General features: G+C 68.3%; 18 protein-coding genes. 4 read left to right on the top strand and 14 right to left on the bottom strand.

What is annotated here, in order from left to right:
* Positions 1 to 19: 19 nt before the first annotated feature.
* From yajC to pdxT, 6 genes are all read right to left on the bottom strand, one after another.
* A complete protein-coding gene (gene yajC, locus AC6I9V_RS16280; protein WP_349413711.1) occupies positions 20 to 448 on the bottom strand; it encodes a preprotein translocase subunit YajC in 429 nt (142 codons plus the stop codon).
* A 224-nt stretch (positions 449 to 672) separates the two neighbouring features.
* Positions 673 to 1,782 (bottom strand): Holliday junction branch migration DNA helicase RuvB, encoded by a 1,110-nt coding sequence (gene ruvB, locus AC6I9V_RS16275; protein WP_497900151.1) that lies wholly within the window; start codon positions 1,780 to 1,782, stop codon positions 673 to 675.
* Entirely contained in the window at positions 1,775 to 2,428 is a 654-nt protein-coding gene (gene ruvA / locus AC6I9V_RS16270; RefSeq protein ID WP_497900150.1) for a Holliday junction branch migration protein RuvA, read from the bottom strand. Before ruvA ends, ruvB begins: the two co-directional genes overlap by 8 nt.
* Positions 2,429 to 2,559: 131 nt before the next feature.
* Positions 2,560 to 3,147: a crossover junction endodeoxyribonuclease RuvC gene (gene ruvC / locus AC6I9V_RS16265; protein WP_497900149.1), complete on the bottom strand. Its 588-nt coding sequence runs from the start codon at positions 3,145 to 3,147 to the stop codon at positions 2,560 to 2,562.
* Positions 3,144 to 3,899 carry a YebC/PmpR family DNA-binding transcriptional regulator gene (locus AC6I9V_RS16260; RefSeq protein ID WP_138769205.1) on the bottom strand — a complete coding sequence of 252 codons (756 nt, stop codon included), beginning with the start codon at positions 3,897 to 3,899 and terminating at the stop codon, positions 3,144 to 3,146. The genes ruvC and AC6I9V_RS16260 overlap by 4 nt, the downstream gene beginning before the upstream one ends.
* Positions 3,900 to 3,902: 3 nt before the next feature.
* Complete coding sequence (pdxT, locus tag AC6I9V_RS16255) at positions 3,903 to 4,604, bottom strand: pyridoxal 5'-phosphate synthase glutaminase subunit PdxT (protein ID WP_497900148.1); 702 nt, start codon at positions 4,602 to 4,604, stop codon at positions 3,903 to 3,905.
* A gap of 91 nt (positions 4,605 to 4,695) precedes the next feature.
* On the opposite strand from pdxT, the gene AC6I9V_RS16250 reads away from it, so the two are divergent.
* Genes AC6I9V_RS16250 through AC6I9V_RS16240 form a run of 3 tightly spaced genes read left to right on the top strand, consistent with a single transcriptional unit; the run spans position 4,696 to position 7,281 of the window.
* The gene (locus AC6I9V_RS16250; RefSeq protein WP_497900147.1) at positions 4,696 to 5,985 is read left to right on the top strand and encodes a MurT ligase domain-containing protein; all 1,290 of its coding nucleotides are present in this window, start codon (positions 4,696 to 4,698) and stop codon (positions 5,983 to 5,985) included.
* Entirely contained in the window at positions 5,982 to 6,779 is a 798-nt protein-coding gene (locus AC6I9V_RS16245; protein ID WP_497900146.1) for a type 1 glutamine amidotransferase, read from the top strand. Before AC6I9V_RS16250 ends, AC6I9V_RS16245 begins: the two co-directional genes overlap by 4 nt.
* 10 nt (positions 6,780 to 6,789) lie before the next feature.
* A complete protein-coding gene (locus tag AC6I9V_RS16240; protein ID WP_497900145.1) occupies positions 6,790 to 7,281 on the top strand; it encodes a GNAT family N-acetyltransferase in 492 nt (163 codons plus the stop codon).
* An 18-nt stretch (positions 7,282 to 7,299) separates the two neighbouring features.
* On the opposite strand, the gene AC6I9V_RS16235 is transcribed toward AC6I9V_RS16240, so the two are convergent.
* Together AC6I9V_RS16235 and AC6I9V_RS16230 are read right to left on the bottom strand one after the other, a co-directional pair.
* Positions 7,300 to 8,160 carry an alpha/beta fold hydrolase gene (locus AC6I9V_RS16235; protein WP_497900144.1) on the bottom strand — a complete coding sequence of 287 codons (861 nt, stop codon included), beginning with the start codon at positions 8,158 to 8,160 and terminating at the stop codon, positions 7,300 to 7,302.
* A 2-nt stretch (positions 8,161 to 8,162) separates the two neighbouring features.
* On the bottom strand, positions 8,163 to 9,428 hold the full coding sequence (locus AC6I9V_RS16230) for a CapA family protein (RefSeq protein ID WP_497900143.1): 1,266 nt from the start codon (positions 9,426 to 9,428) through the stop codon (positions 8,163 to 8,165).
* An 81-nt stretch (positions 9,429 to 9,509) separates the two neighbouring features.
* Here AC6I9V_RS16230 and AC6I9V_RS16225 point away from each other — a divergent pair, with 81 nt between their 5' ends.
* Positions 9,510 to 11,522: a M3 family metallopeptidase gene (locus tag AC6I9V_RS16225; protein ID WP_497900142.1), complete on the top strand. Its 2,013-nt coding sequence runs from the start codon at positions 9,510 to 9,512 to the stop codon at positions 11,520 to 11,522.
* Positions 11,523 to 11,805: 283 nt separating this feature from the next.
* Here the strand turns inward: AC6I9V_RS16225 and pdxS are convergent, their stop codons facing one another.
* From pdxS to AC6I9V_RS16195, 6 genes are all read right to left on the bottom strand, one after another.
* Positions 11,806 to 12,732, bottom strand: a complete 927-nt coding sequence (pdxS, locus tag AC6I9V_RS16220; protein ID WP_349413722.1) for a pyridoxal 5'-phosphate synthase lyase subunit PdxS — start codon at positions 12,730 to 12,732, stop codon at positions 11,806 to 11,808.
* 163 nt (positions 12,733 to 12,895) lie between these two features.
* Complete coding sequence (gene pgsA, locus AC6I9V_RS16215; protein WP_497900141.1) at positions 12,896 to 13,534, bottom strand: phosphatidylinositol phosphate synthase; 639 nt, start codon at positions 13,532 to 13,534, stop codon at positions 12,896 to 12,898.
* Positions 13,524 to 14,138, bottom strand: coding sequence for an HIT family protein (locus AC6I9V_RS16210; protein WP_497900140.1), 615 nt, complete (start codon positions 14,136 to 14,138; stop codon positions 13,524 to 13,526). The genes pgsA and AC6I9V_RS16210 overlap by 11 nt, the downstream gene beginning before the upstream one ends.
* A gap of 14 nt (positions 14,139 to 14,152) precedes the next feature.
* Entirely contained in the window at positions 14,153 to 16,159 is a 2,007-nt protein-coding gene (gene thrS, locus AC6I9V_RS16205; protein ID WP_497900139.1) for a threonine--tRNA ligase, read from the bottom strand.
* A gap of 158 nt (positions 16,160 to 16,317) precedes the next feature.
* On the bottom strand, positions 16,318 to 19,836 hold the full coding sequence (locus AC6I9V_RS16200; protein WP_497900138.1) for a DNA polymerase III subunit alpha: 3,519 nt from the start codon (positions 19,834 to 19,836) through the stop codon (positions 16,318 to 16,320).
* Positions 19,833 to 20,162 carry a DUF6504 family protein gene (locus tag AC6I9V_RS16195; RefSeq protein ID WP_497900137.1) on the bottom strand — a complete coding sequence of 110 codons (330 nt, stop codon included), beginning with the start codon at positions 20,160 to 20,162 and terminating at the stop codon, positions 19,833 to 19,835. Before AC6I9V_RS16195 ends, AC6I9V_RS16200 begins: the two co-directional genes overlap by 4 nt.
* Positions 20,163 to 20,317 lie beyond the last annotated feature (155 nt).

Raw genomic sequence — 20,317 nt, 5'->3', positions numbered from 1 at the left:
GGGTTGCTCAGGAGGCAGACTAGCTGTCTTTTTTGCCTTCGTCGTTCAGGCGGCGCAGGGTTTCGTCCGGCGTTTCGGTGCGGTGCGTGTCACCGGCGACGGTGGTGCCCTCGACGGCGGAGCCGGGCTCTTCGGTCTTGCCCAGGGTCAGCGAGGAAGCATCGTCGGGAACTACGGTGGGTTCCTCGACGGCGGCAACCGGCTCGACGATCTTGGTAACGGCCTGGCGGTGCACAGTGGCGGTGTTGCCCGGGGAGAGCTCCAGGACAACCTTGTTCTCGGCCTCGTCAATCTCGACGATGCGGCCGAACAGGCCGAAGCTGGTCATGACCTCAACGCCGGGGCCGAACTTCGACTGGAGCTCCGCCTGCTGCTGCTGCGTCTTCTTGTTGCGGCGGAACATCATAAAGACGAACACGCCGAGCATGACGAACAGGAGAATTGTCATTGGATCCAAGGGGAAAGTTCCGTTCTGTACTTGCGAGCTGGTTTTTCAGCAACGTCCGCTTCGCTCCGGGGCCACCTGGCGTGGAACCTGGCAGGAAACCTGGCAGGCCCGTGGCAGAAAACCCTGCCCTGCCATCGGCGGCTAGCGGGAGCCGCGCACGGAAACAAAGGCCCGAACGTGCCGAGCGTCATACCAGTCTAAAGGGAAAAGGTCACTAGCGAGTGCTATTGACTATTACGGATCCATTCCGGATCGGTATCGGCTGCCAACCCGGCCGGCCCGCCGTCGGCGTCTCCGGCCTGGAACAGGTCCAGCGGGTCCTGGCCGAACGCACCGGCCGGCACTGCGAAGCCAAGGTGCGTCCAGGCCGGCGCCAGCGCGATCCGCCCGCGCGGGGTCCGGCCAAGGAGGCCCTCGCGAACCAGGTACGGCTCGGCGACCGTTTCCACGGTCTCGGTTTCCTCACCGACGGCGATGGCCAGGGTGGACAGGCCCACCGGGCCGCCGCCGAACTTGGTGATCAGCGCCTCGAGGACGGCGCGGTCCAGGCGGTCCAGGCCGCGCTTGTCCACTTCGTACATGTCCAGGGCAGCCGAGGCGGACCGCGCGTCGATCTGGTCAACCCCGTGCACCAGCGCCCAGTCCCGGACGCGGCGCAGCAGCCGGTTGGCGATGCGGGGAGTGCCCCGGGACCGGCCGGCGATCTCGCTGAACCCGGCGGAGTTCACCTTCAGGTCCAGCAGCCCCGCCGAACGGCGCAGCACCAGCTCCAGCTCCTCGACGGAGTAGAACTCCAGGTGGCCGGTAAAACCGAACCGGTCCCGCAGCGGCCCGGGCAGCAGCCCGGCGCGGGTGGTGGCGCCCACGAGGGTGAACGGCGGCAGTTCCAACGGAATCGCGGTGGCGCCGGCGCCCTTGCCGACGACGATGTCGACGCGGAAGTCCTCCATCGCCATGTAGAGCATTTCTTCGGCCGGGCGGGACATGCGGTGGATCTCGTCGAGGAAAAGGACTTCCCCTTCGGAGAGCGAGGACAGGATGGCGGCCAGGTCCCCGGCGTGCTGGATCGCCGGCCCGCTGCTGATCCGCAGCGGGGCGTTCATCTCGGCCGCGATGATCATGGACAGCGTGGTCTTGCCCAGGCCGGGCGGACCGGACAGCAGCACGTGGTCGGCGCTGCGCCCGCGCATCCGGGAGGCCTCCAGCACCAGCGAGAGCTGCTTGCGGACCCGGTGCTGGCCCACAAAATCGTGCAGGTTCTTGGGGCGGAGGGCGGCCTCGATGGCCCGTTCCTCCGGTTCCTCTCCCCCGGCGACGAGCGACGGCTCAGCCACGGGCGCCTACGCGGTTCCCGGCGCGGGCGCCGTCCTGGCCCAGCCAGCGCAGCGTGGCACGGAGGATTTCCGCGACGTTGCCGGCCTCGGCGAGTTCCGGCGAGTCCGCCAGCGACTTGTCGATGCTGGAGGTCGCGTCTTTCTCGGACCAGCCGAGGCTGGTCATGGCGGCCACCACCTGCGGCTTCCACACGGCTTCGGCGGACCGGGCCGTGACGCCGGCGTCGGCGTGACCCGGGGTGCCGTGCGGCACCAGCTTCCCGGCCAGTTCGAGCACGATCCGGCCGGCGACCTTGGGGCCAATGCCGGGGACCTTGGTGAAGGCCTTGCCGTCGCCGGAGTGCGCGGCCACCCGGATCGCTTCGGGGTCGTGGACGGCCAGCACGGCCAACGCCAGCCGCGGCCCCACGCCGCTGACGCTCAGCAGCACGTCGAAGACCTCGCGCTCGTCGTCGGTGGCGAAGCCGAAGAGGGTGAGCGAGTCCTCCCGGACGATCAGGGAGGTGAACAGTTTGCCCTCGTCCCCGACGCGGAGCCGGCTGAGGGTCTGCGGGGTGGCGTTGACACTCATGCCGGCGCCGTTCAGGTCGATCACCGCCGAGGACAGGCCGACGTGCGCTACGGTTCCGCGGAGAAAACTGATCAAGGCCTGGCTCCTGGTCTTACAGCTGGTTCAGGTCCAGCTGGGTCAAGCCGGCTGGCATGAATCTGCAAGCACCGGCTATCCGAACATATCTACGAATACCCTAGCAAGGGCCCGGACATTTAACGCGCCATTCAGCGTGCACGGCGCGCTTTGGCCTCGGCGTCGGCCCAGGCGCGCTGCGCGGGCGTGAGGGACTGGCTGCCCGGGCCGGTCGTGACTGCGCCGCTACTGGACGTGCCGCTGCCGGACCGCCACGCGTGGGTGATCGCCAGCGCCAGGGCGTCGGCGGCATCGGCCGGCCGCGGCGGGGCGTCTAGCCGGAGGATCTTGGTGACCAGCTTGGTGACGGCCTCCTTGTTGGAGGTCCCGCTGCCAGTCACTGCGGCCTTGACCTCGGAGGGCGTGTGCAGCGCCACCGGGATCCCCCGGCGCGCGGCGGCGGCGATCACCACGCCGGAGGCCTGGGCGACGCCCATCACCGTACTGACGTTGAGCTGGGAGAAAACACGTTCGACGGCGAGGACCTGCGGCTCGTACCGATCCAACCACTCGTCGATGGAGGTGGCGATGACCAGCAGCCGCTGGTCCAGGCTTTCCTCCGGGGAGGTGCCGACGACGCCGAAGGCCACCATGGTGGCGCGGCGGTTCTTCTCGACGTCCACGACGCCGATCCCGCAGCGGGTGAGGCCCGGATCGACACCGAGGACGCGAAGGGTCACTCGGCTTCCAGTGCGGCCTGCACTTCATCGCTGAGGTCGGCGTTGCTGTACACGTTCTGGACGTCGTCGAGTTCTTCGAGGGCATCGACGAGCTTCATGAACTTCTTGGCGGCGTCGAGGTCCAGCGGCACCTGCATGGAGGGCACAAATTCGGCCTCGTCGGTGTCGTAGTCGATCCCGGCTTCCTTGAGCGCGTCCCGGATGGCCTGCAGGTCGGTCGGTTCGGAGTGGATCTCGAAGCTGTCGCCGTTGTCCTTGACTTCTTCGGCGCCGGCGTCGAGCACCGCCATCAGCACGTCGTCCTCGGTCAGGCCGTTCTTCGGCAGCGAGACAACACCCTTGCGGGAGAACAGGTAGCTGACCGAGCCGGGATCGGCGATGGTTCCGCCGTTGCGGGAAATGGCAAGCCGGACCTCGGAGGCGGCACGGTTCTTGTTGTCTGTGAGGCACTCGATCAGCAGCGCCGAGCCCTGCGGGCCGCGGCATTCGTACATGATCTCGGTGTAATCCACGACCTCGCCGGTGAGGCCGGCGCCGCGCTTGATGGCGCGGTCGATGTTGTCAGCGGGAACCGAGGTCTTTTTGGCCTTGGTGACGGCAAGTTCCAGGCTCGGGTTGCCGGCGAGGTCGGGTCCGCCCATGCGCGCGGCAACTTCGATGTTCTTGATCAGCTTGGCGAACGACTTGGCCCGGCGGCTGTCCAGGATGGCCTTCTTGTGCTTGGTCGTCGCCCATTTGGAGTGGCCTGACATGCTTTACGCTTCTCCTCTGATCATTCGAATAAAGAGTTCATGCACGCGCTTCTCCCCCGTCACTTCCGGGTGGAAGGAGGTGGCCAGCAGCTTGCCGGAACGCACTGCAACAATTCTAGCCGTCCCGTCGAGGGATTCCGGGTGGCCGGCCTTGGACGGTTCCACCTGGGCCAGGACTTCGACGCCCGCGCCGACGCGTTCCACCCAGGGTCCGCGGATGAACACCGCGTGCACCGGGGCCACTGTGCCGTCCTCGGCGCTGAACTCCAGCCCCTTGAACTCCAGGTCGGTCTCGAAGGACTCGCGCTGCCGGCCGAACGCGTTGCGGCGCACCGTGATGTCCAGGCCGCCGAAGGTCTGCTGCGGGTTTCCGGCGAGGTCGGTTGCGGGGTCGGCGATCTCCTCGGCCAGCAGGATCATCCCGGCGCAGGAGCCGTAAACAGGCAGCCCTGCCCGGATCCGGTCCCGCAGCGGATCCCTGAGCTCAAAGATCCGGGCCAGCTTGTCGATGGTGGTCGATTCCCCGCCGGGAATGATGAGGCCGTCGAGGCCGTCCAGCTCGGCGGGGCGACGGACACCAATGCCGGCGGCGCCGGCAGCTTCCACGGCGTGCAGGTGTTCGCGGAAGTCGCCCTGGAGCGCCAGGACGCCGATCCGCAGGCCCGATCCCACGCGGGAAGGAGGCGGCGTAAGGGGGGTGGTCATCCTGCCAGCATAGTCCGCGGGGCCCGCCGGGCCGCACCGGGGCGTGCCCCGGGACCGGGTTCCATGCCTCCGCTGGGATATATTACAAAGCATGCTCTACTTCAGCGTTCCGCTCGGCAAGCTCGTCCGCCGGGTCTCCCGGCTCCGGGGCGGAGGCTCCGCTCTTCCCGGCCTGGTAGTCGAAAAAATCGACCCCGGCTTTATGCAGCGGACGCTGTCCACACTGCCGCTGGGAGTCGCCGTCGTCAGCGGGACAAACGGCAAAACCACCACCACCAAGATGGTCGTGGAGCTGCTGGAAAGCCAAGGCCTGAAGGTCTTCACCAACCGGACCGGCAGCAACTTCACGCGCGGCGTCGCCGCGGCGCTCCTCGGCGAGGTGGACTTGCGCGGCCGGCTCGACGCCGACGTAGCCGTCCTTGAACTGGACGAGGCCCACGCCGTGCACTTCGTCAACAAGGTTCCGCCGCGCTACTGCCTGCTGCTGAACGTGCTCCGCGACCAGCTGGACCGCTTCGGCGAGATCGACAAGACAGCGGAGCTGCTGCAGCACATCGCGGCCAAGACCACCGGCACCGTGGTGCTGAACCGCGAGGACCCGCGCGTCGCCCGGATCGCAAATACGCTTAACGGCCCCGAGGTGCTCTACTTCGGCCTCGACGAGTCGCTGCTGAGCACCTTCCCGAACGACGACGAGCTGCGGGCCGCGCCGGGCAGCCCGGTGCCGCCGGCCCCGGCCAAGCCGCAGGCCGACGTCGTCCTCCGCCGGGTGGGCGCCGATGACGCCGACTTCGAGTACGACGGCGCCACGGTCACCACCGGCATGAAACTCCGCGGCGTCTACAACATCTTCAACGCGGCCGCGGCCCTGACCCTGGCCCGGGCCATCACCGGGGCCCGAGGCACCGGTACCGACCACGCCGGGCTGCTGGCGGCCCTCGCCAACGTCGCGCCGGCGTTCGGCCGCGGCGAAAGCCTGGTGGTGGACGGCCTGCCGCTGGAGCTTGTCCTGGTCAAGAACCCCAGCGGCTTCCGGCTCGGCCTGAAGTCCTTCCCGGCCACCGGCTACGCGACCATGATCGCGATCAACGACAACTACGCGGACGGACGCGACATGTCCTGGCTCTGGGACGTGGAATTCGACACCCTGCGCGAGGGCGGCGTGGACCAACTCACCGGCTCCCGCGCCTTCGACATGGCCCTGCGGCTGCAGTACGACGACGTTCCGATCGGCGCCGTCGACACAGACATCGCCCCCGCCCTGGCCACCTTCATCCGCGGGGCGAAGGACCAGCCGAAGCGGATCTTCTGCACCTACACCGCCATGCTGGCCATCCGCCGCGAGCTGGCCAAAATCACCACAGTTGAGGTGGTCTCATGACCCCCGCATCCCCCGACACCCCGGACGGGCTCTCCTTCGGCCATGTTCTGCCGCCCGAAGAGTCCGCTTCCCCAAGCAAGGGCACCATCCGCGTGGTGCAGCTCTATCCGCGGGATATGAACATCTACGGCGACTGGGGCAATGCGCTGGTCCTGGCCCAGCGGCTGCGCTGGCACGGGTACACCCCGGAACTGCTCGAATACAACGTGGGTGACGACTTCCCAACCGACGTGGACCTGATCGTGGGCGGCGGCGGCCAGGACAGCGGCCAACTGGTGATCCAGGACGATCTGCTCTCCCGTGAAACGGTCCTCAAGGAGCTCGCCGAGGACGGCACACCTATGCTAGTGATCTGCGGGCTCTACCAGCTGTTCGGAAAGTTTTTCAAGACCCGGACCGGCTCCGTGATCCCCGGCATCGGCGTTCTGGACGTGGAGACCCACGGCACGGACGAGCGGCTGATCGGCAACGTCTCGGTGTCCTCCCCCGAGTTCGGCACCGTGCTGGGCTACGAGAACCACAGCGGCCAGACCACGCTGGGCCCCGGCGTCACGCCGCTGGGCACCACGGCCAAGGGCACCGGCAACAACAGCAGCGACGGCCAGGAGGGTGCCCGCTACCGCAACATCGTGGCCAGCTACCTGCACGGCTCACTGCTGCCCAAGAACCCGGCGCTGGCCGACTTCCTGATCAAGACCGCCGTGGAGCGCAAATACGGCACCTTCGTGCCCGGCGACCCGGACGACTCCTACGCCGCGCTGGCCCGGGAGCACGCGGCCCGCCGCCCCCGCTAACGCCCGGCCTATGATCCTGGTTGCCCGCGACAGCCCGGCCCTCCCCGACGTCCGGAACCTGCTGGAGGAACACCTGGCCGACATGTTAGCGACGTCACCGGCCGAGAGTGTGCATGCCCTGGGCCTCGGGGCGCTGGCCGGCCCGGACATCACCTTCTGGACCGCCCGCGACAGCGCTGTGCCGGGCGGCGCAGTGCTGCTCGGCTGCGGGGCGCTGAAGGAACTTGGTGCGGAGGACGGGGAAATCAAGTCGATGCGGACGGCGCAGCACGCCCGCGGCCGCGGCATCGCCGCACTGGTCCTTCGTCGGATCCTGGACGAGGCCCGCCTGTGCGGCTACCGGCGACTGTTTCTCGAAACCGGGTCTCAGGAGTTCTTCGCCCCGGCGCGGAGGCTCTACGCGCGGCACGGCTTCGTCCCGTGCCCGCCGTTCGCCGGTTACCAGCCCGATCCCAACAGTGTGTTTATGGTCCGCAGCCTTGCGGACGCCCTCCCCGGCTGACGGTCAGCGCCGCCGGCCTCAGGCGCCGGCGCCGCTGTTGCGCAGCAGCCCGGCCAACTCGGCGGGGCGGGTCGCGGGCCACCAGTGGCCGCTGTCCACCCGCACCACTGTCAGGTCCTCCACCCAGGCCTCGAGCCCCTCCACCAGGTCCGGGGACAGGAACGGGTCACGGGTCGGCACCACCACCTGCACCGGTATGGTGACCGTGGCGCGTGCGGCCGGCGTGGGCCGGTTGCGGCCGGGACCGAAGTTGGCCCGGTAGAGGGCCAACCCGCGGACCGGGTCGTTCCCGACACCGCGCTTGGCCAGTTGTTCGTAACGCCGGGTGAGGAACAGCCGCCAGGCGGCCTCGGGCAGCACCGGGACCAGGAAGGCCGCGATATACCAGCTGCGCATCAACTGCCCGGCCAACTGGGGCCAGCCGCGTGGGTTCCGGAACCGTGTGCGCACCCAGCGCGCGAAGTGGCCCAGGTCCGGCCCGGAGATGCTCGAATACCGGCTGATCACGGCGGCGGCTCGTGGATCCTGCACGGCGGCCCAGCCCTGGATGGAGCCCCAGTCGTGCCCGACGAGGTGGACGCGGGCGGCGCCGGTGGCCGCCAGGACGGCGAACAGGTCATCCACCAGCGCTGCCAGCGTGAAGTCGCCCGGGCTTGCCAGGACGGCGGACGTGCCGGCGTTGCGCGTGTCGTAGGCGATCAGGTGGTGCGTCGGCGCCAGCTCCCGGATGGCAGGCAGGAACACCCGGTGGTCGTCCGGGTAGCCGTGCACGAAGACCAGGGTCGCCACGTCCGGGCCGGGCTGCCGGCCGTATTCGAAGACGGCCAGTTCCGCCCCGCGCGCCGCGACGCACCGCCGTCGTTCCATCATTGTGTCCATGCCTACCGTTCCTTCGTGATCAGCAGTTCGTGGGCGCCGGCGGCTGCCGCCCCCATCGATTCGACCACGGTTTTGGTTCGCAGCCGGGTGGCCGCGTCGGCGGCGGCTCCGGCGCAGGGGCCCTGCGGGGCGTCGGTGGCGACCGAGCACCAGCGGTAGGGCCCGCGGACGATGACCGACGGCGCCCAGGCCAGGTCGGACGCGGTCCACGTGCCGGCGGCGTCCTGGCTGAACTGGGCCCGGACCAGCAGTCCCTCGTTGTTCACCACGTAGCTCGGCGAGAGTTCGGTGATCCCGTTGCCGAGGCCGTAGACAATCCAGGTTCCTTTGTACCGTTCGATCGGGAGTACCGAGTGGGTGTGGTGGCCGTAGACCATGGTGAACTGGCCGCTGTCCGCCAGGGCGTGCGCGACGCGCTGCTGCTCGGCGTTGGGCACGCTCGAGTACTCGTCCCCGGCGTGCATCGCCCCAAGGACGATGTCGGCGCCGAGGGATCTCGCCTTTTTGGCCTTGGCGATCATGGCGGCGGGGTCCAGCATGTCCACCTGCCAGGCAGCTTCCGGGACCTGGCCGTTCAGCCCGTAAGTGCCTTCGATCACGGCAATCTTCGCCGCGGCGGTCGGCAGGATCATGATGCCCTGGGAGTCGGCTTCGCTGCGGTAGGACCCGGTGTGCTGCAGCCCGGCGGCGTCGAGGGCATCCAGCGTGCGGACCAGCCCGGCGGTGCCGCGGTCAATCGTGTGGTTGCTCGCGGTGGTGCAGGCCTGGTAGCCCACCTGCCGGGCAGCGGTGGTGATCTCCGGCGGGACGTTGAACGACGGGTAGGCGGAGAACGGCCCCGTGGGGCCGGCCACCGGCGTTTCCTGGTGGCAGATCGCGAGGTCGCTCTTCTCGATGTACCTGCGCTGGCCTTCCAGCAGCGGTCCGAAGTCCAGGCCCTTGGCGCCGGTGGCCAGGGCGTCCGCACGCGCCTGTTCCCAGAGCTGGGCGTGGACCAGCATGTCCCCGGTGACCAGGACCGACGTGCAGCGGACAGCCGCGCAGGCCGGTCCCTTGCCGGGCGTCGGGGTGGGGGTGGGCGAAGGAGTCAGCGAGGCCGACGGCGTCGCGGTTTCCGTGGTGGACCCGGTCGTGGCTGCGGCGCCTGAGGTGGAAGCATTGCCGTCCGGGCGGGCACCGACGCCGCAGGATGCCAGGGAAACTGCCAGGAGGAATGCTGCTGAGACGGCGAGGAGGCGTCCGCGCAACGTGGAAGGGATGGGTCGCATGCGGCAATCCTACGGTGGGCCAGATCACAACACGCTTAGCGATTCGTTGAGAACTCCGGCCTCACATGAAAGAGTCATTTCATGACCAATCCCCTGTTGAGCCCCAGCCCCCTGCCCTACGGACTGCCGCCTTTCGCGGACATCGAGGCGCCGCACTACGCCGAAGCGGTCGAGGCCGGCCTGGCCGAACACCTCGCCGAGATCCAGGCGATCGTTGACGATCCCGAGCCTGCGACCTTCGAGAACACGGCGCTGGCGATGGAGCGCTCCGGACAGCTGCTGCAGCGGGCCGCGGCGTCCTTCTTCACCCTGGTCTCCGCGGACGCGTCGGAGGAAATCCGCGAACTGGAAACCCGCCTCTCCCCCGGCTTCTCGGCCCACCAGGACGCCGTTTACCTGAACCGTGGCCTGTTCGAGCGCTTCGCGGCCATCAACACCGACCGGCTCGACGCCGAATCCAGCCGGCTGGTGGAGGAGTATCTCAAGGAGTTCCGCCAGTCCGGCATCCAGCTCGAGCCGGCAGGCCAGGAACGGCTGAAGGCCATCAACGCCGAGCTGTCCACCCTGGGCACCGAGTTTGGCCAGCGCGTCAAGGAAGGCATGAAGTCCGCCGCGCTGCGGCTGGACGACGCCGCGGAGCTCGCCGGTCTCCCCGCCGACGACGTCGCCAGCGCCGCCGAAGCCGCGCGCACCGCCGGGCACGAGGGGAAGTACCTCCTCACCCTGATCCAGCCCAGCAACCAGCCCGCCCTGGCCGCCCTGGAGAACCGGGAGGTGCGGCGCCGGCTCTACGAGGCCTCGATCGGCCGCGGCAGCGGCGGCGGCAGCCTCGACGTGCTGGACCTGGTCAAGGACATGGTCCGGCTCCGCGCCGAAAAGGCCGGCCTGCTCGGCTTCGCCAACTTTGCCGAGCTCAGCGTGGACCAGCAAACCGCCCCCGATTTCGAAGCCGTCCAGGCCATGATGAACCGCCTGGCCCCGGCCGCGGTTCGGAACGCCGACGCCGAGGCCGAGGCGCTGGCTGAGGTGGCCGGCCACCCGCTGGAAGCCTGGGACTGGGCCTTCTATTCGGCCCGGGTGAAGCGCGAACGGTACTCCGTGGACGAGCAGGCCCTGCGGCCGTACTTCGAGCTGGACCGGGTGCTGAACGACGGCGTGTTCTTCGCCGACAATGCCCTCTACGGCATCACCTTCCACGAACGCACCGATCTGGCCGGCTACCACCCGGATGTCCGGGTCTGGGAAGTGAAGAACTCCGACGGGACCGACCTCGGCCTGTTCCTGGGCGACTACTACACCCGGGATTCCAAGCGCGGCGGGGCCTGGATGAACTCGCTCGTGGAGCAGTCCGGGCTGTTGAACACCCGGCCGGTGGTGATCAACAACCTGAACATCTCCAAGCCGCCGGCCGGCGAGCCCACGCTGCTGACCCTCGATGAGCTGCGGACGACCTTCCACGAATTCGGCCACGCCCTGCACGGGCTGTTCTCCTCCGTGACGTACCCGCGGTTCGCCGGCACCTCCGTCCCGCGGGACTTCGTCGAGTACCCCTCGCAGGTCAACGAAATGTGGATCATGTGGCCCGAGGTGCTGGCCAACTACGCCCGGCACCACACCACCGGCGAACCGCTGCCGCAGGACGCGGTGGACAAGCTCAACGAGGCAGCGCTGTGGGGCGAGGGCTTCGGCACCACCGAGTACCTTGGCGCGGCGCTGCTGGACCTCGCATGGCACGTGCTCGACGGCACCGACATCCCGGAGGACGCACTGGAGTTCGAGGCCAAGGCCCTGGCCGCGGCCGGTGTGGCGCACAGCCTGATCCCGCCGCGCTACCGGACCGGCTACTTCCAGCACATCTTCGCCGGCGGTTGGTACGCCGCGGGGTACTACTCCTACATCTGGAGCGAGGTGCTCGACGCCGAGACGGTCGAATGGTTCAAGGACAACGGCGGTCTCAACCGGGCCAACGGCGACTTCTTCCGGGCCGAACTGCTCTCGCGCGGCAACAGCCGCGACCCGCTGGAGTCCTTCCGGGCCTTCCGCGGCCGCGACGCCCGGCTCGAACCGCTGCTCAAGCGCCGCGGCCTGGACTAATAGTTCCCGCCCCCAACTGACTAGCAGCTCGGGCCGTTCTGGGGCGCGAAAACGGCCTGAGCTGCGACTTAGTTGGGCAGATAGACGACGACGGCGGCGGGTCACCTAACAAAGGTGACCCGCCGCCGTCGCACTTTAATCAGGAGCGCAAGGCGCAGGGCGGTGTGATCCGGCGGCGTGCGTAAAAGGGGCCCCGCGCCCCAACCAGCAGCTGAGCTGCCAATAACGCGCGGGGAATAGCACGCAGAGGATCAGCGCCGTCCGGCGCCCCCAAATGCGCGAACTACCAGCCGCGCTCGGCGAGGCGGTGCGGCTGCGGGATCTCGTCGACGTTGATGCCCACCATGGCCTCGCCCAGGCCGCGGGAGGCCTTGGCAATTTCGTCCGGGTCGTCGAAGAAGGTGGTGGCCTTCACGACGGCGGCGGCGCGCTGGGCCGGGTTGCCGGACTTGAAGATGCCGGAGCCGACGAACACACCGTCGGCGCCGAGCTGCATCATCATGGCGGCGTCCGCCGGGGTGGCGATGCCGCCGGCGGTGAACAGCACAACCGGGAGCTTGCCGGTGGAGGCAACTTCCTTGACCAGTTCGTACGGGGCCTGCAGTTCCTTGGCGGCGACGTAGAGCTCGTCCTCGGGCAGCGCGGCCAGCTTCAGGATCTCGGCGCGGATCTGGCGCATGTGGGTGGTGGCGTTGGAGACGTCGCCGGTGCCGGCCTCACCCTTGGAGCGGATCATTGCCGCGCCCTCGTTGATGCGCCGGAGCGCTTCGCCCAGGTTCGTGGCGCCGCAGACGAAGGGAACGGTGAACTTCCACTTGTCGATGTGGTTGGTGTAGTCGGCCGGGGTGAGGACCTCGGACTCGTCGATGTAGTCGACGCCGAGGGACTGCAGGACCTGGGCCTCGACGAAGTGGCCGATGCGGGCCTTCGCCATGACCGGCACGGAGACGGCGTCGATGATCTTGTCGATCATGTCCGGGTCGCTCATGCGGGAGACGCCGCCCTGGGCGCGGATGTCGGCGGGGACGCGTTCGAGCGCCATCACGGCCACGGCACCGGCGTCTTCGGCGATGCGGGCCTGCTCGACGTTGACGACGTCCATGATGACGCCGCCCTTGAGCATCTCCGCCATGCCGCGCTTGACGCGGCTGCTGCCCGTAACGTTCTTGGCGGACGCGCCGGCTTCGCTGCTTACATCAGGTGTAGACACAAAAACCCCTATGGGTAGATAGATGACCTCACCGGGGCGCGGGCGGCACGCAGACGACAATCTCGCATACACCGGCTCGCACACACCGGATTACCGGGAACCATTGGCCGGTAAGGCTAATACTAGTCCCACGCCACGGCCGGGTTGAATTCCGGTTACAGCCTCAGGCGGCCTGCTCGGTGGCGGTGTCGCGGGCCTCGTCCAGCGACTGCCGGTGCACGGCGGCGATGCGCTGCACCACCGTCACAAAACTGGCCAGGCCGAGCAGGCAGAGGGTGGCGAACAGGACCACGGTGGGGAGCCCGACACCGGTGAGTCCGGTGACCACCAGGACGGACACCAGCCGTTCGGCGCGCTCCGCGATGCCGACGTTCGCGTGGTACCCCAGCGCCTCTGCCTTCGCCCGGGCGTAGGACACCACCATGCCCAGCACCAGGCAGACGACGGCGGCGATGGCGATGGGGGTGTCGGCGCCGCCGGTGAAATACCAGATGGCGACGCCGGCGAACAGCGCGCCGTCGGCGACGCGGTCCAGGGTGGAATCCAGGAAGTTGCCCCAGCGTCCGCCGCGTTCCTGCATCCGGGCCATGATGCCGTCGATGACGTCGGAGAAGATGAACGCGGTGATGAAGAGCGTCCCCCACCAGAGTTGGCCGAGGGGGTAGAACACGAGGGCACCGACCACAACGCCGGCGGTGCCGACGATCGTAACGGCGTCGGGTGAGACACCGATCCGCAGCAGCCAGCGGGCCAGCGGCGAGAACAGGGCGGTGAAGAAGCCGCGTGCGTGCTTATTCAGCATCCGTCGCCCCGGTCTCGGTCGCGGTCGGCTCCGGCCACGCCTCGGCGACCTGTTGGCGGACCTCGCCGAGCGTCTGGGTGATCGCCTTGGTCTGCGCGATGATCGGGAAGAAATTGCCGTCCCCGCCCCAGCGCGGCACCACATGCTGGTGCAGGTGGCCCGCGACACCGGCGCCGCCGGTCACGCCCTGGTTCATGCCGAGGTTGAAGCCGGTGGGGTTGGCGACCTTGCGCAGCACCCGCATGGCCGTCTGGGTCAGCTCGGCGAACTCCGCGGTCTCCTCGACGGTCAGGTCGGTGTAATCGGGAATGTGCCGGTACGGGCAGACCAGCAGGTGGCCCGGGTTGTACGGAAAGAGGTTCAGCACCACGTAGCTGGTCCGCCCGCGGTAGACGATCAGGGAGTCGTCGTCCTCGCGTTCGGGCGCAACGCAGAAGGGACAGTCATCCGGGTTCTTGAACTGGTGCTGGCCGCCCTTGATGTAGGCCATGCGGTGCGGAGTCCACAGGCGCTGGAAGGCGTCCGGCACCCCGGCCAGGCCAAAGTCGTCGGTGATGCCCTCGTCCCCCGGGTATCCCGGGACAGCGCCTGTGGTCTCCTGCACGTGCTGCTCCCCCGCTAGCTGGTCCGGTTGCGGACGGCGTCAACGATCCGGCGGACAGCTTCGGCCACGGGCACGCCGTTGTCCTGGCTGCCGTCACGGAACCGGAAGGACACGGCGCCGGCCTCGGCGTCGTCCCCGCCGGCGATCAGCACAAACGGGATCTTGTCCTTGCTGGCGGTGCGGATCTTCTTCGGGAAGCGGTCCGAGGAGATGTCCACCTCGGCCCGGATCCCGGCGGCCTTGAGCTGGTCGACGACGTCGAACATGTAGTCGTTGAAGGCCTCCGCCACGGGGATGCCGACCACCTGGACCGGAGCCAGCCAGGCCGGGAAGGCCCCGGCGTAGTGCTCGGTCAGGACACCCATGAACCGTTCGATCGAGCCGAAGAGGGCGCGGTGGATCATGACCGGGCGCTGGCGGGTGCCGTCGGCGGCCTGGAACTCGAGCTCGAAGCGCTCGGGCAGGTTGAAGTCCAGCTGGATGGTGGACATCTGCCAGGTCCGGCCGATGGCATCGCGTGCCTGCACCGAGATCTTGGGGCCGTAGAACGCGGCTCCGCCCGGATCCGGGACCAGTTCCAGTCCGGATTCCTTGGCGACCTCCTCGAGGGTGCGGGTGGCTTCCTCCCAGACCTCGTCCGAGCCCACGGACTTCTCCGGGTCCTTGGTGGAGAGTTCCAGGTAGAAGTCCTCCAGTCCGTAGTCCTTGAGCAGGCCGAGGACGAAGTTCAACGTCTTGGTGAGCTCGTCCTTCATCTGCTCACGGGTGCAGTAGATGTGGGCGTCGTCCTGGGTCATGCCCCGGACGCGGGTGAGGCCGTGCACAACGCCGGACTTCTCGTAGCGGTACACGGAGCCGAATTCGAAGAGCCGGAGCGGCAGTTCGCGGTAGGAGCGGCCGCGGGACCGGAAGATCAGGTTGTGCATGGGGCAGTTCATCGGCTTCAGGTAGTAGTCCTGGCCGGGCTTGCGCACGGTGCCGTCCTCGTTGAGTTCCGCATCGATGTGCATCGGGGGGAACATGCCCTCGCGGTACCAGTCCAGGTGGCCGGAGACTTCGTAGAGGTGGCCCTTGGTGATGTGCGGGGTGTAGACGAACTCGTAGCCGGCGTCGACGTGGCGCTGGCGGGAGTAGTCCTCCATGGCCTTGCGGATGATGCCGCCCTTGGGGTGGAACACGGGCAGGCCAGAGCCCAGTTCGTCCGGGAAGGAGAACAGGTCCAGCTCGGCGCCGAGCTTGCGGTGGTCGCGGCGCTCGGCCTCGGCGATCCGCTCCTGGTAGGCCTTGAGGGCTTCCTTGGTGGGCCACGCGGTGCCGTAGATGCGCTGGAGCTGCTTGTTCTTTTCGCTGCCGCGCCAGTAGGCCGCGGAGGAGCGGGTCAGAGCGAAGGCGTTGGAGATCAGCTTGGTGTTGGGCAGGTGCGGTCCGCGGCACAGGTCGCACCAGAGAGTGGTGCCTTCCTTGCGCTCGACGTTGTCGTAAATGCTCAGCTCGCCGGCGCCCACTTCCACGGAGGAGCCGTCGGCGTCGGAACCGGCGCCCTTGAGGCCGATCAGTTCGAGCTTGTACGGCTCGTCCTTCATGGCCTCGCGCGCCTCGTCCTCGGAAACGACCCGGCGGACGAACTTCTGGTTCTGGTTGATGATCTTCTGCATCATCTTTTCCAGGGTCTTCAGGTCCTCCGGGGTGAACGGTTCTTCGACGTCGAAGTCGAAGTAGAACCCGTCGGTGATGTACGGGCCGATGCCGAGCTTCGCGTCGGGGCGCAGCTGCTGCACGGCCTGGGCCATCACGTGGGCGGTGGAGTGGCGCAGCACGTTGAGGCCGTCCGGGGACTCGATGGTGACGCCCTCGACCGTGGCGCCCTCGGGCAGCGGCTGGTCCAGGTCCTTGAGTTCGCCGTTGACGCGGGCTACAACAACGTCGCGGCGCTCAAAAAAGAGTTCCGCGCCGGTGGTCCCGGTAGTCACCTTGGTCTCTTCGCCGTCGACGAGAAGGGTGATCTGCTGGGCATCTGACACGGGTGTCTCCTATTCAAAGTTAAGGCTTCGTAGCTTGTGGCGTACGGGGACCACAGCCAGCCTCGTCCATGCTATCGGGTTCCGGATAGGCCAACCAACGCGGCCCGCCGCCTGTCGACCGCCGGCCGGCCGCCGTTTAATGGCAGTTCGGCGGCGGTTCAGCCACCCATGCCGGTGATGGCGAGGTGGCGCCGGATGCCGTCCAGCGGGCCCGGCTCGGAGGGTTCCGACGGCGGCGTTGTGCCGGCCCCACCTGCCCCGCCGGCCGCCGCAGCGGGGAAGGGCAGGGTCTCGGTGCGGCTGAGGTCCCAGGCCAGGGAGGCGCTGATGCTGATGCCGCGCGGCCCGGTCCGCCGGGTGGTGCCGCGGATCAGCAGCAACCGGGTCCCGAAGAGCAGCGGGCCGGACTGCTCCTGGGCCTCGTGGAAGAAGACCGAGTCCACGCAGCCGGTGCCGTCATCGATGCTGATGAACACCACCCGCCGACCGCCGCGCATCGGCGGGGTCTGGGTGGCCACCCGGACCCCGGCCACCAGCACCTCGGTGCCGTTGCGCAGCCCCAGCAGCTGATCCGCCGTCGTGACGCCAAGTTTCTGCAGCAGGGGCCGGTGGCTGGCCATCAGGTGGCCGCTGACGTCCAGGGCCATCAGGTCCAGTTCTGCCCGGACAGTCTCCACCAGTGTGGGGGCCGGCAGCCCGGACTTGATGTTTTTGAGCTCGACGTCGCCCAGCGGCAGGGCCAGCTGCCCCTCAATGACCTCGACACCCTTGCGTTGCGCCCTGCCCTGGAGCTGCTGCAGGTGCTGGACCAGGTCAGCCCGGTTGGCGGTTCCGCCGGAGGACCGGTGCAGCGAGTCGAAGGCGCCCAGCTGGGCCAGGCGCTGGATGCTCGGTTTGCTGATCCGGGAGCGTGCCCGCAGGTCCGCAAGGGAGTCATAGGGTTGGCCGGCCACGATCCTCTTCAGCTCGGCCCCGGAGAGCCCGAAAATGCCGTTGAGGCTCAGCCGGATGCCGAGCTTGCCCCGGTCCGGACCGGTTTCCACACGCTCCACCCGGTATTCGGCCTGGCTGCGGTTGATGTCCAACGGCAGGATGGGGATCCCCAGCCGGCGGGCCTCTGCCACCAGCAGCCGCTTCGGGTACATGCCTGGGTCATGTTCCCAGAGCCCGGCAAGGAAAGCCTCGGGGTGGTGGGTCTTGAGCCAGGCCGACTGGTAGGTGGGGACGGCGAAGGCGGCGCCGTGGGCCTTGCAGAAACCGAAGCTGCCGAAAGCCTTCAGGGTCCCCCAGACCTTGTCCACCACCTCGGGCGTGTAGTTCCGGATCCGTGCCTCGCGGCGGAAGAACTCCTCCACCTTGGCTTCGAGCACCTCATTGCCGAGGGCGCGCCGGAATTCATCGGCCCGGGCCAGCCCGCACCCGGTCATCACGTCGAAGGTTTTGAGGATCTGTTCGTGGAAGACCGTCACCCCGTGGGTCTCCTGCAGCACCGGTTTGAGGTCCGGATGCGGGTAGACCTCCGGCGCAAAGCCGTGTCGGTGCTCCAGGAAGGGACGGACCATGTCCGACTTCATCGGCCCGGGCCGGAACAGCGAGATATCGATGATGAGGTCGTTGAATTCCCGTGGAGCCAGCTTGCCGATCAGTTCCCGCTGCCCCGGTGACTCGATCTGGAAACAGCCTAGGGTATGGGTGCTGCGGATCAGCTCATAGGTGGGTTCGTCGTCGAGCGGGACGGCGTTGAGGTCGATCGTCCCGTCCGCGGCGATGTAGTCCGGTCCGGCGCCCTCCGGCCCCGCCGGGTGGCGGCCGGCGGCCACCACCTCGGCCTTGGAGGGGTGCAGCCGGATCACCTCACGGACCGCGAAGGCCATGGCGCTCTGCATCCGGACGCCCAGGACGTCGAGTTTGAGCATGCCCATCGGGTCCATGTCGTGCTTGTCGAACTGGCTCATCGGCAGGCCCAGGCCACTGGGCTGCACGGGTGTGCGGTCCAGCAGGGTGGCATCGCCCAGGATCACCCCGCAGGGGTGCATCGAAATATGGCGCGGCAGCCGGTCCAGCCGTTCGGTCAGGTCCACCAGCAGGTCAAGCTGCTGGTTTTCGGTGAAGTCCCGCTGCTCCACCCGGCCGGCGAATTCCTTCAGCTCCGGCTTTTCCACCAGGGCTTCGCGGAAGTTCCGGGCCGAAAACCGCCACAGCTGCTTGGCGATCTCGTCGATGTCACTGCCGTCCATGCCCAGGGCCAGGCCGGCGTCACGGACGGCCCCGCGGGCGCGGTAGCCGTTCTGCATGCTCATCAGGGTCACTCGTTCGGAGCCGAAGCGCTCAAAAATTTTGCGGTAGACGTTGTGCCGCTCAGCGCTTTCGACGTCGATGTCGATGTCCGGGAGGGTGGCGCGGTCCCGGGACAAGAAGCGTTCGAAGATGAGGTCATGCTGCAGCGGATTCACCTGGCTGACGTCGATCAGGTAGTTGACCAGGCTGGAGGCGCCGGAGCCGCGGGCGGCGGCTCGCACCCCCATGTCCAGGATCATCCGGGAAACCTCGGCGACGGTGAGGAAGTAGGAAGCGAAGCCCAGGCCGTCGATGATCCGCAGCTCATGCTCCAGCCGGGCGCGCAGCTCCTCGGCGGCCTTTCCGGCGATGCCCGGGAACCGCCGGCTGATGCCCGCCTCGCAACGCTGGGTGAGCTCCACCAAAGGGTCCCCCGCAATGCCGATCACTGAGGCTTCCGGAACCACAGGCTGCTTCCACCCCATGTCCGTGACCGGATCCATCCGGCACCGGTCCGCGAGCGCCTCGGTGTGCGCCAGCAGGCTTTTCAGGTCCGCGGCGCCGTACCCGGCGGAGTGCATGATTTCCTTACCCAGGCGCAGCATCTGGGCGGAGGATTTCAGCCAGCCTTGTCCGTTGGGTTGCAGCTGCGGCGCGGCGGAAAGTTCGGGCAGGGACTTCAGGGTGCGGGCGGAGTCGAGCACGTCCGCCGTCGCGGCGCCGTCCTCAGCGCAGTACCTTACGGCGTTGCTCAGCACGGCGGGGACGGCGTGTTCCGCGGCGAGCTTGAGCATCCGCACGGCGTGGGCCGTGCTCAGGGGTTCGCCGGGCGGGCTGAGCTGCGAGACCACCTCTGCGGCGATGGTGCCAGCGGGCATGGCTTCCAGCCAGCGTTTGAAAAGGGTGCGGGGCCGGAGGTAGCGCCGCCCGCCCATGGACCGGCCGACGTCGGAGTCAGGGCCGAGCAGGACGGTCAGGACCGGCTTGAGGGTCTGCGGATCCAGGGTGCGCGAGGCCAGCTCCGCCCGGGTCACGGCGACCGGAACCGCCCCGCCGGCCTTGCCCGTGGTGCGGGCATGGGCGTCGGAGACCAGCCGGCACAGTGCCCGGTAGCCTGCGCCGTGGTTCTGCCCGTGCGCCAGCACGACGACGCGTCCCCCGACCTGGGTGCGGAGGTCTCCGTCGTCGTCGAACACCGCGAGGTCCACCCCGACCACCGGGTCAAGCCCGGTGGCCATGCAGGCCTTCAAGTGCTTAACGGTGCCGTAGAGCCCGTCGCGGTCCGTGCAGGCGAGCGCCGTGGCCCCGTCCGCGGCGGCGGCAGCGGCAAGTTCATCCGGCCAGGACACCCCGTAGTGGGCGCTGAATGCGGTGGAAACATGCAGGTGGGTGAAGCTCATGCCGACTCGGGTTTCCGGAGATGGGGCAGGGCATCGAGGATCCGCAGCAGCCGCCAGCGCCCGCTGCCTACGTGCCGGCTCAGGTCCAGGGTGAGGGGCCGCTCCGGATTGGCGGCATCGGTAACCTGGACCCGCCAGATTTCGTGGTCCACCAGGCCCGGGCCGGCGCCCAGCGGGGCACGCTGCTCCTCCGCCCACCACTGGCGCCGCTCGAACCAGCGGACCGGCTCGGCGCATACCTCGTAGTGCCGACCGGCCCAGTCGAGGGACCGGGGCTGGCCGTCCGGGGCGCAGGCGACGTCGACAGACTCGCTGAACATGCCCATAACGTCTCCCGGAAAGTGCCTACTCCCGGCCAGAACACGCGTGGGTGAGAACACCGGGATTCGAATATATCTTCGAACACTTCCAGTCTACGACGCCGTGGTGACAAAACATAGATCGGGGGTGGACGGACGCAGGCGCAGGTAGCAGGATTGAG

Source organism: Arthrobacter sp. SlRoot2-15 (assembly GCF_059739345.1).
Note: the sequence above shows the minus strand (reverse complement) of the source record. Positions and strands in the feature narration are given on the sequence as shown.

Coding starts and splice junctions, on each gene's coding strand:
- AC6I9V_RS16200 (WP_497900138.1), bottom strand. CDS start 19,836: ATGAGCTTCACCCACCTGCATGTTTCCACCGCATTCAGCGCCCACTAC.
- yajC (WP_349413711.1), bottom strand. CDS start 448: ATGACAATTCTCCTGTTCGTCATGCTCGGCGTGTTCGTCTTTATGATG.
- AC6I9V_RS16230 (WP_497900143.1), bottom strand. CDS start 9,428: ATGCGACCCATCCCTTCCACGTTGCGCGGACGCCTCCTCGCCGTCTCA.
- AC6I9V_RS16250 (WP_497900147.1), top strand. CDS start 4,696: ATGCTCTACTTCAGCGTTCCGCTCGGCAAGCTCGTCCGCCGGGTCTCC.
- AC6I9V_RS16195 (WP_497900137.1), bottom strand. CDS start 20,162: ATGGGCATGTTCAGCGAGTCTGTCGACGTCGCCTGCGCCCCGGACGGC.
- AC6I9V_RS16260 (WP_138769205.1), bottom strand. CDS start 3,899: ATGTCAGGCCACTCCAAATGGGCGACGACCAAGCACAAGAAGGCCATC.
- pdxT (WP_497900148.1), bottom strand. CDS start 4,604: ATGACCACCCCCCTTACGCCGCCTCCTTCCCGCGTGGGATCGGGCCTG.
- AC6I9V_RS16245 (WP_497900146.1), top strand. CDS start 5,982: ATGACCCCCGCATCCCCCGACACCCCGGACGGGCTCTCCTTCGGCCAT.
- AC6I9V_RS16235 (WP_497900144.1), bottom strand. CDS start 8,160: ATGGACACAATGATGGAACGACGGCGGTGCGTCGCGGCGCGCGGGGCG.
- pgsA (WP_497900141.1), bottom strand. CDS start 13,534: ATGCTGAATAAGCACGCACGCGGCTTCTTCACCGCCCTGTTCTCGCCG.
- AC6I9V_RS16225 (WP_497900142.1), top strand. CDS start 9,510: ATGACCAATCCCCTGTTGAGCCCCAGCCCCCTGCCCTACGGACTGCCG.
- AC6I9V_RS16240 (WP_497900145.1), top strand. CDS start 6,790: ATGATCCTGGTTGCCCGCGACAGCCCGGCCCTCCCCGACGTCCGGAAC.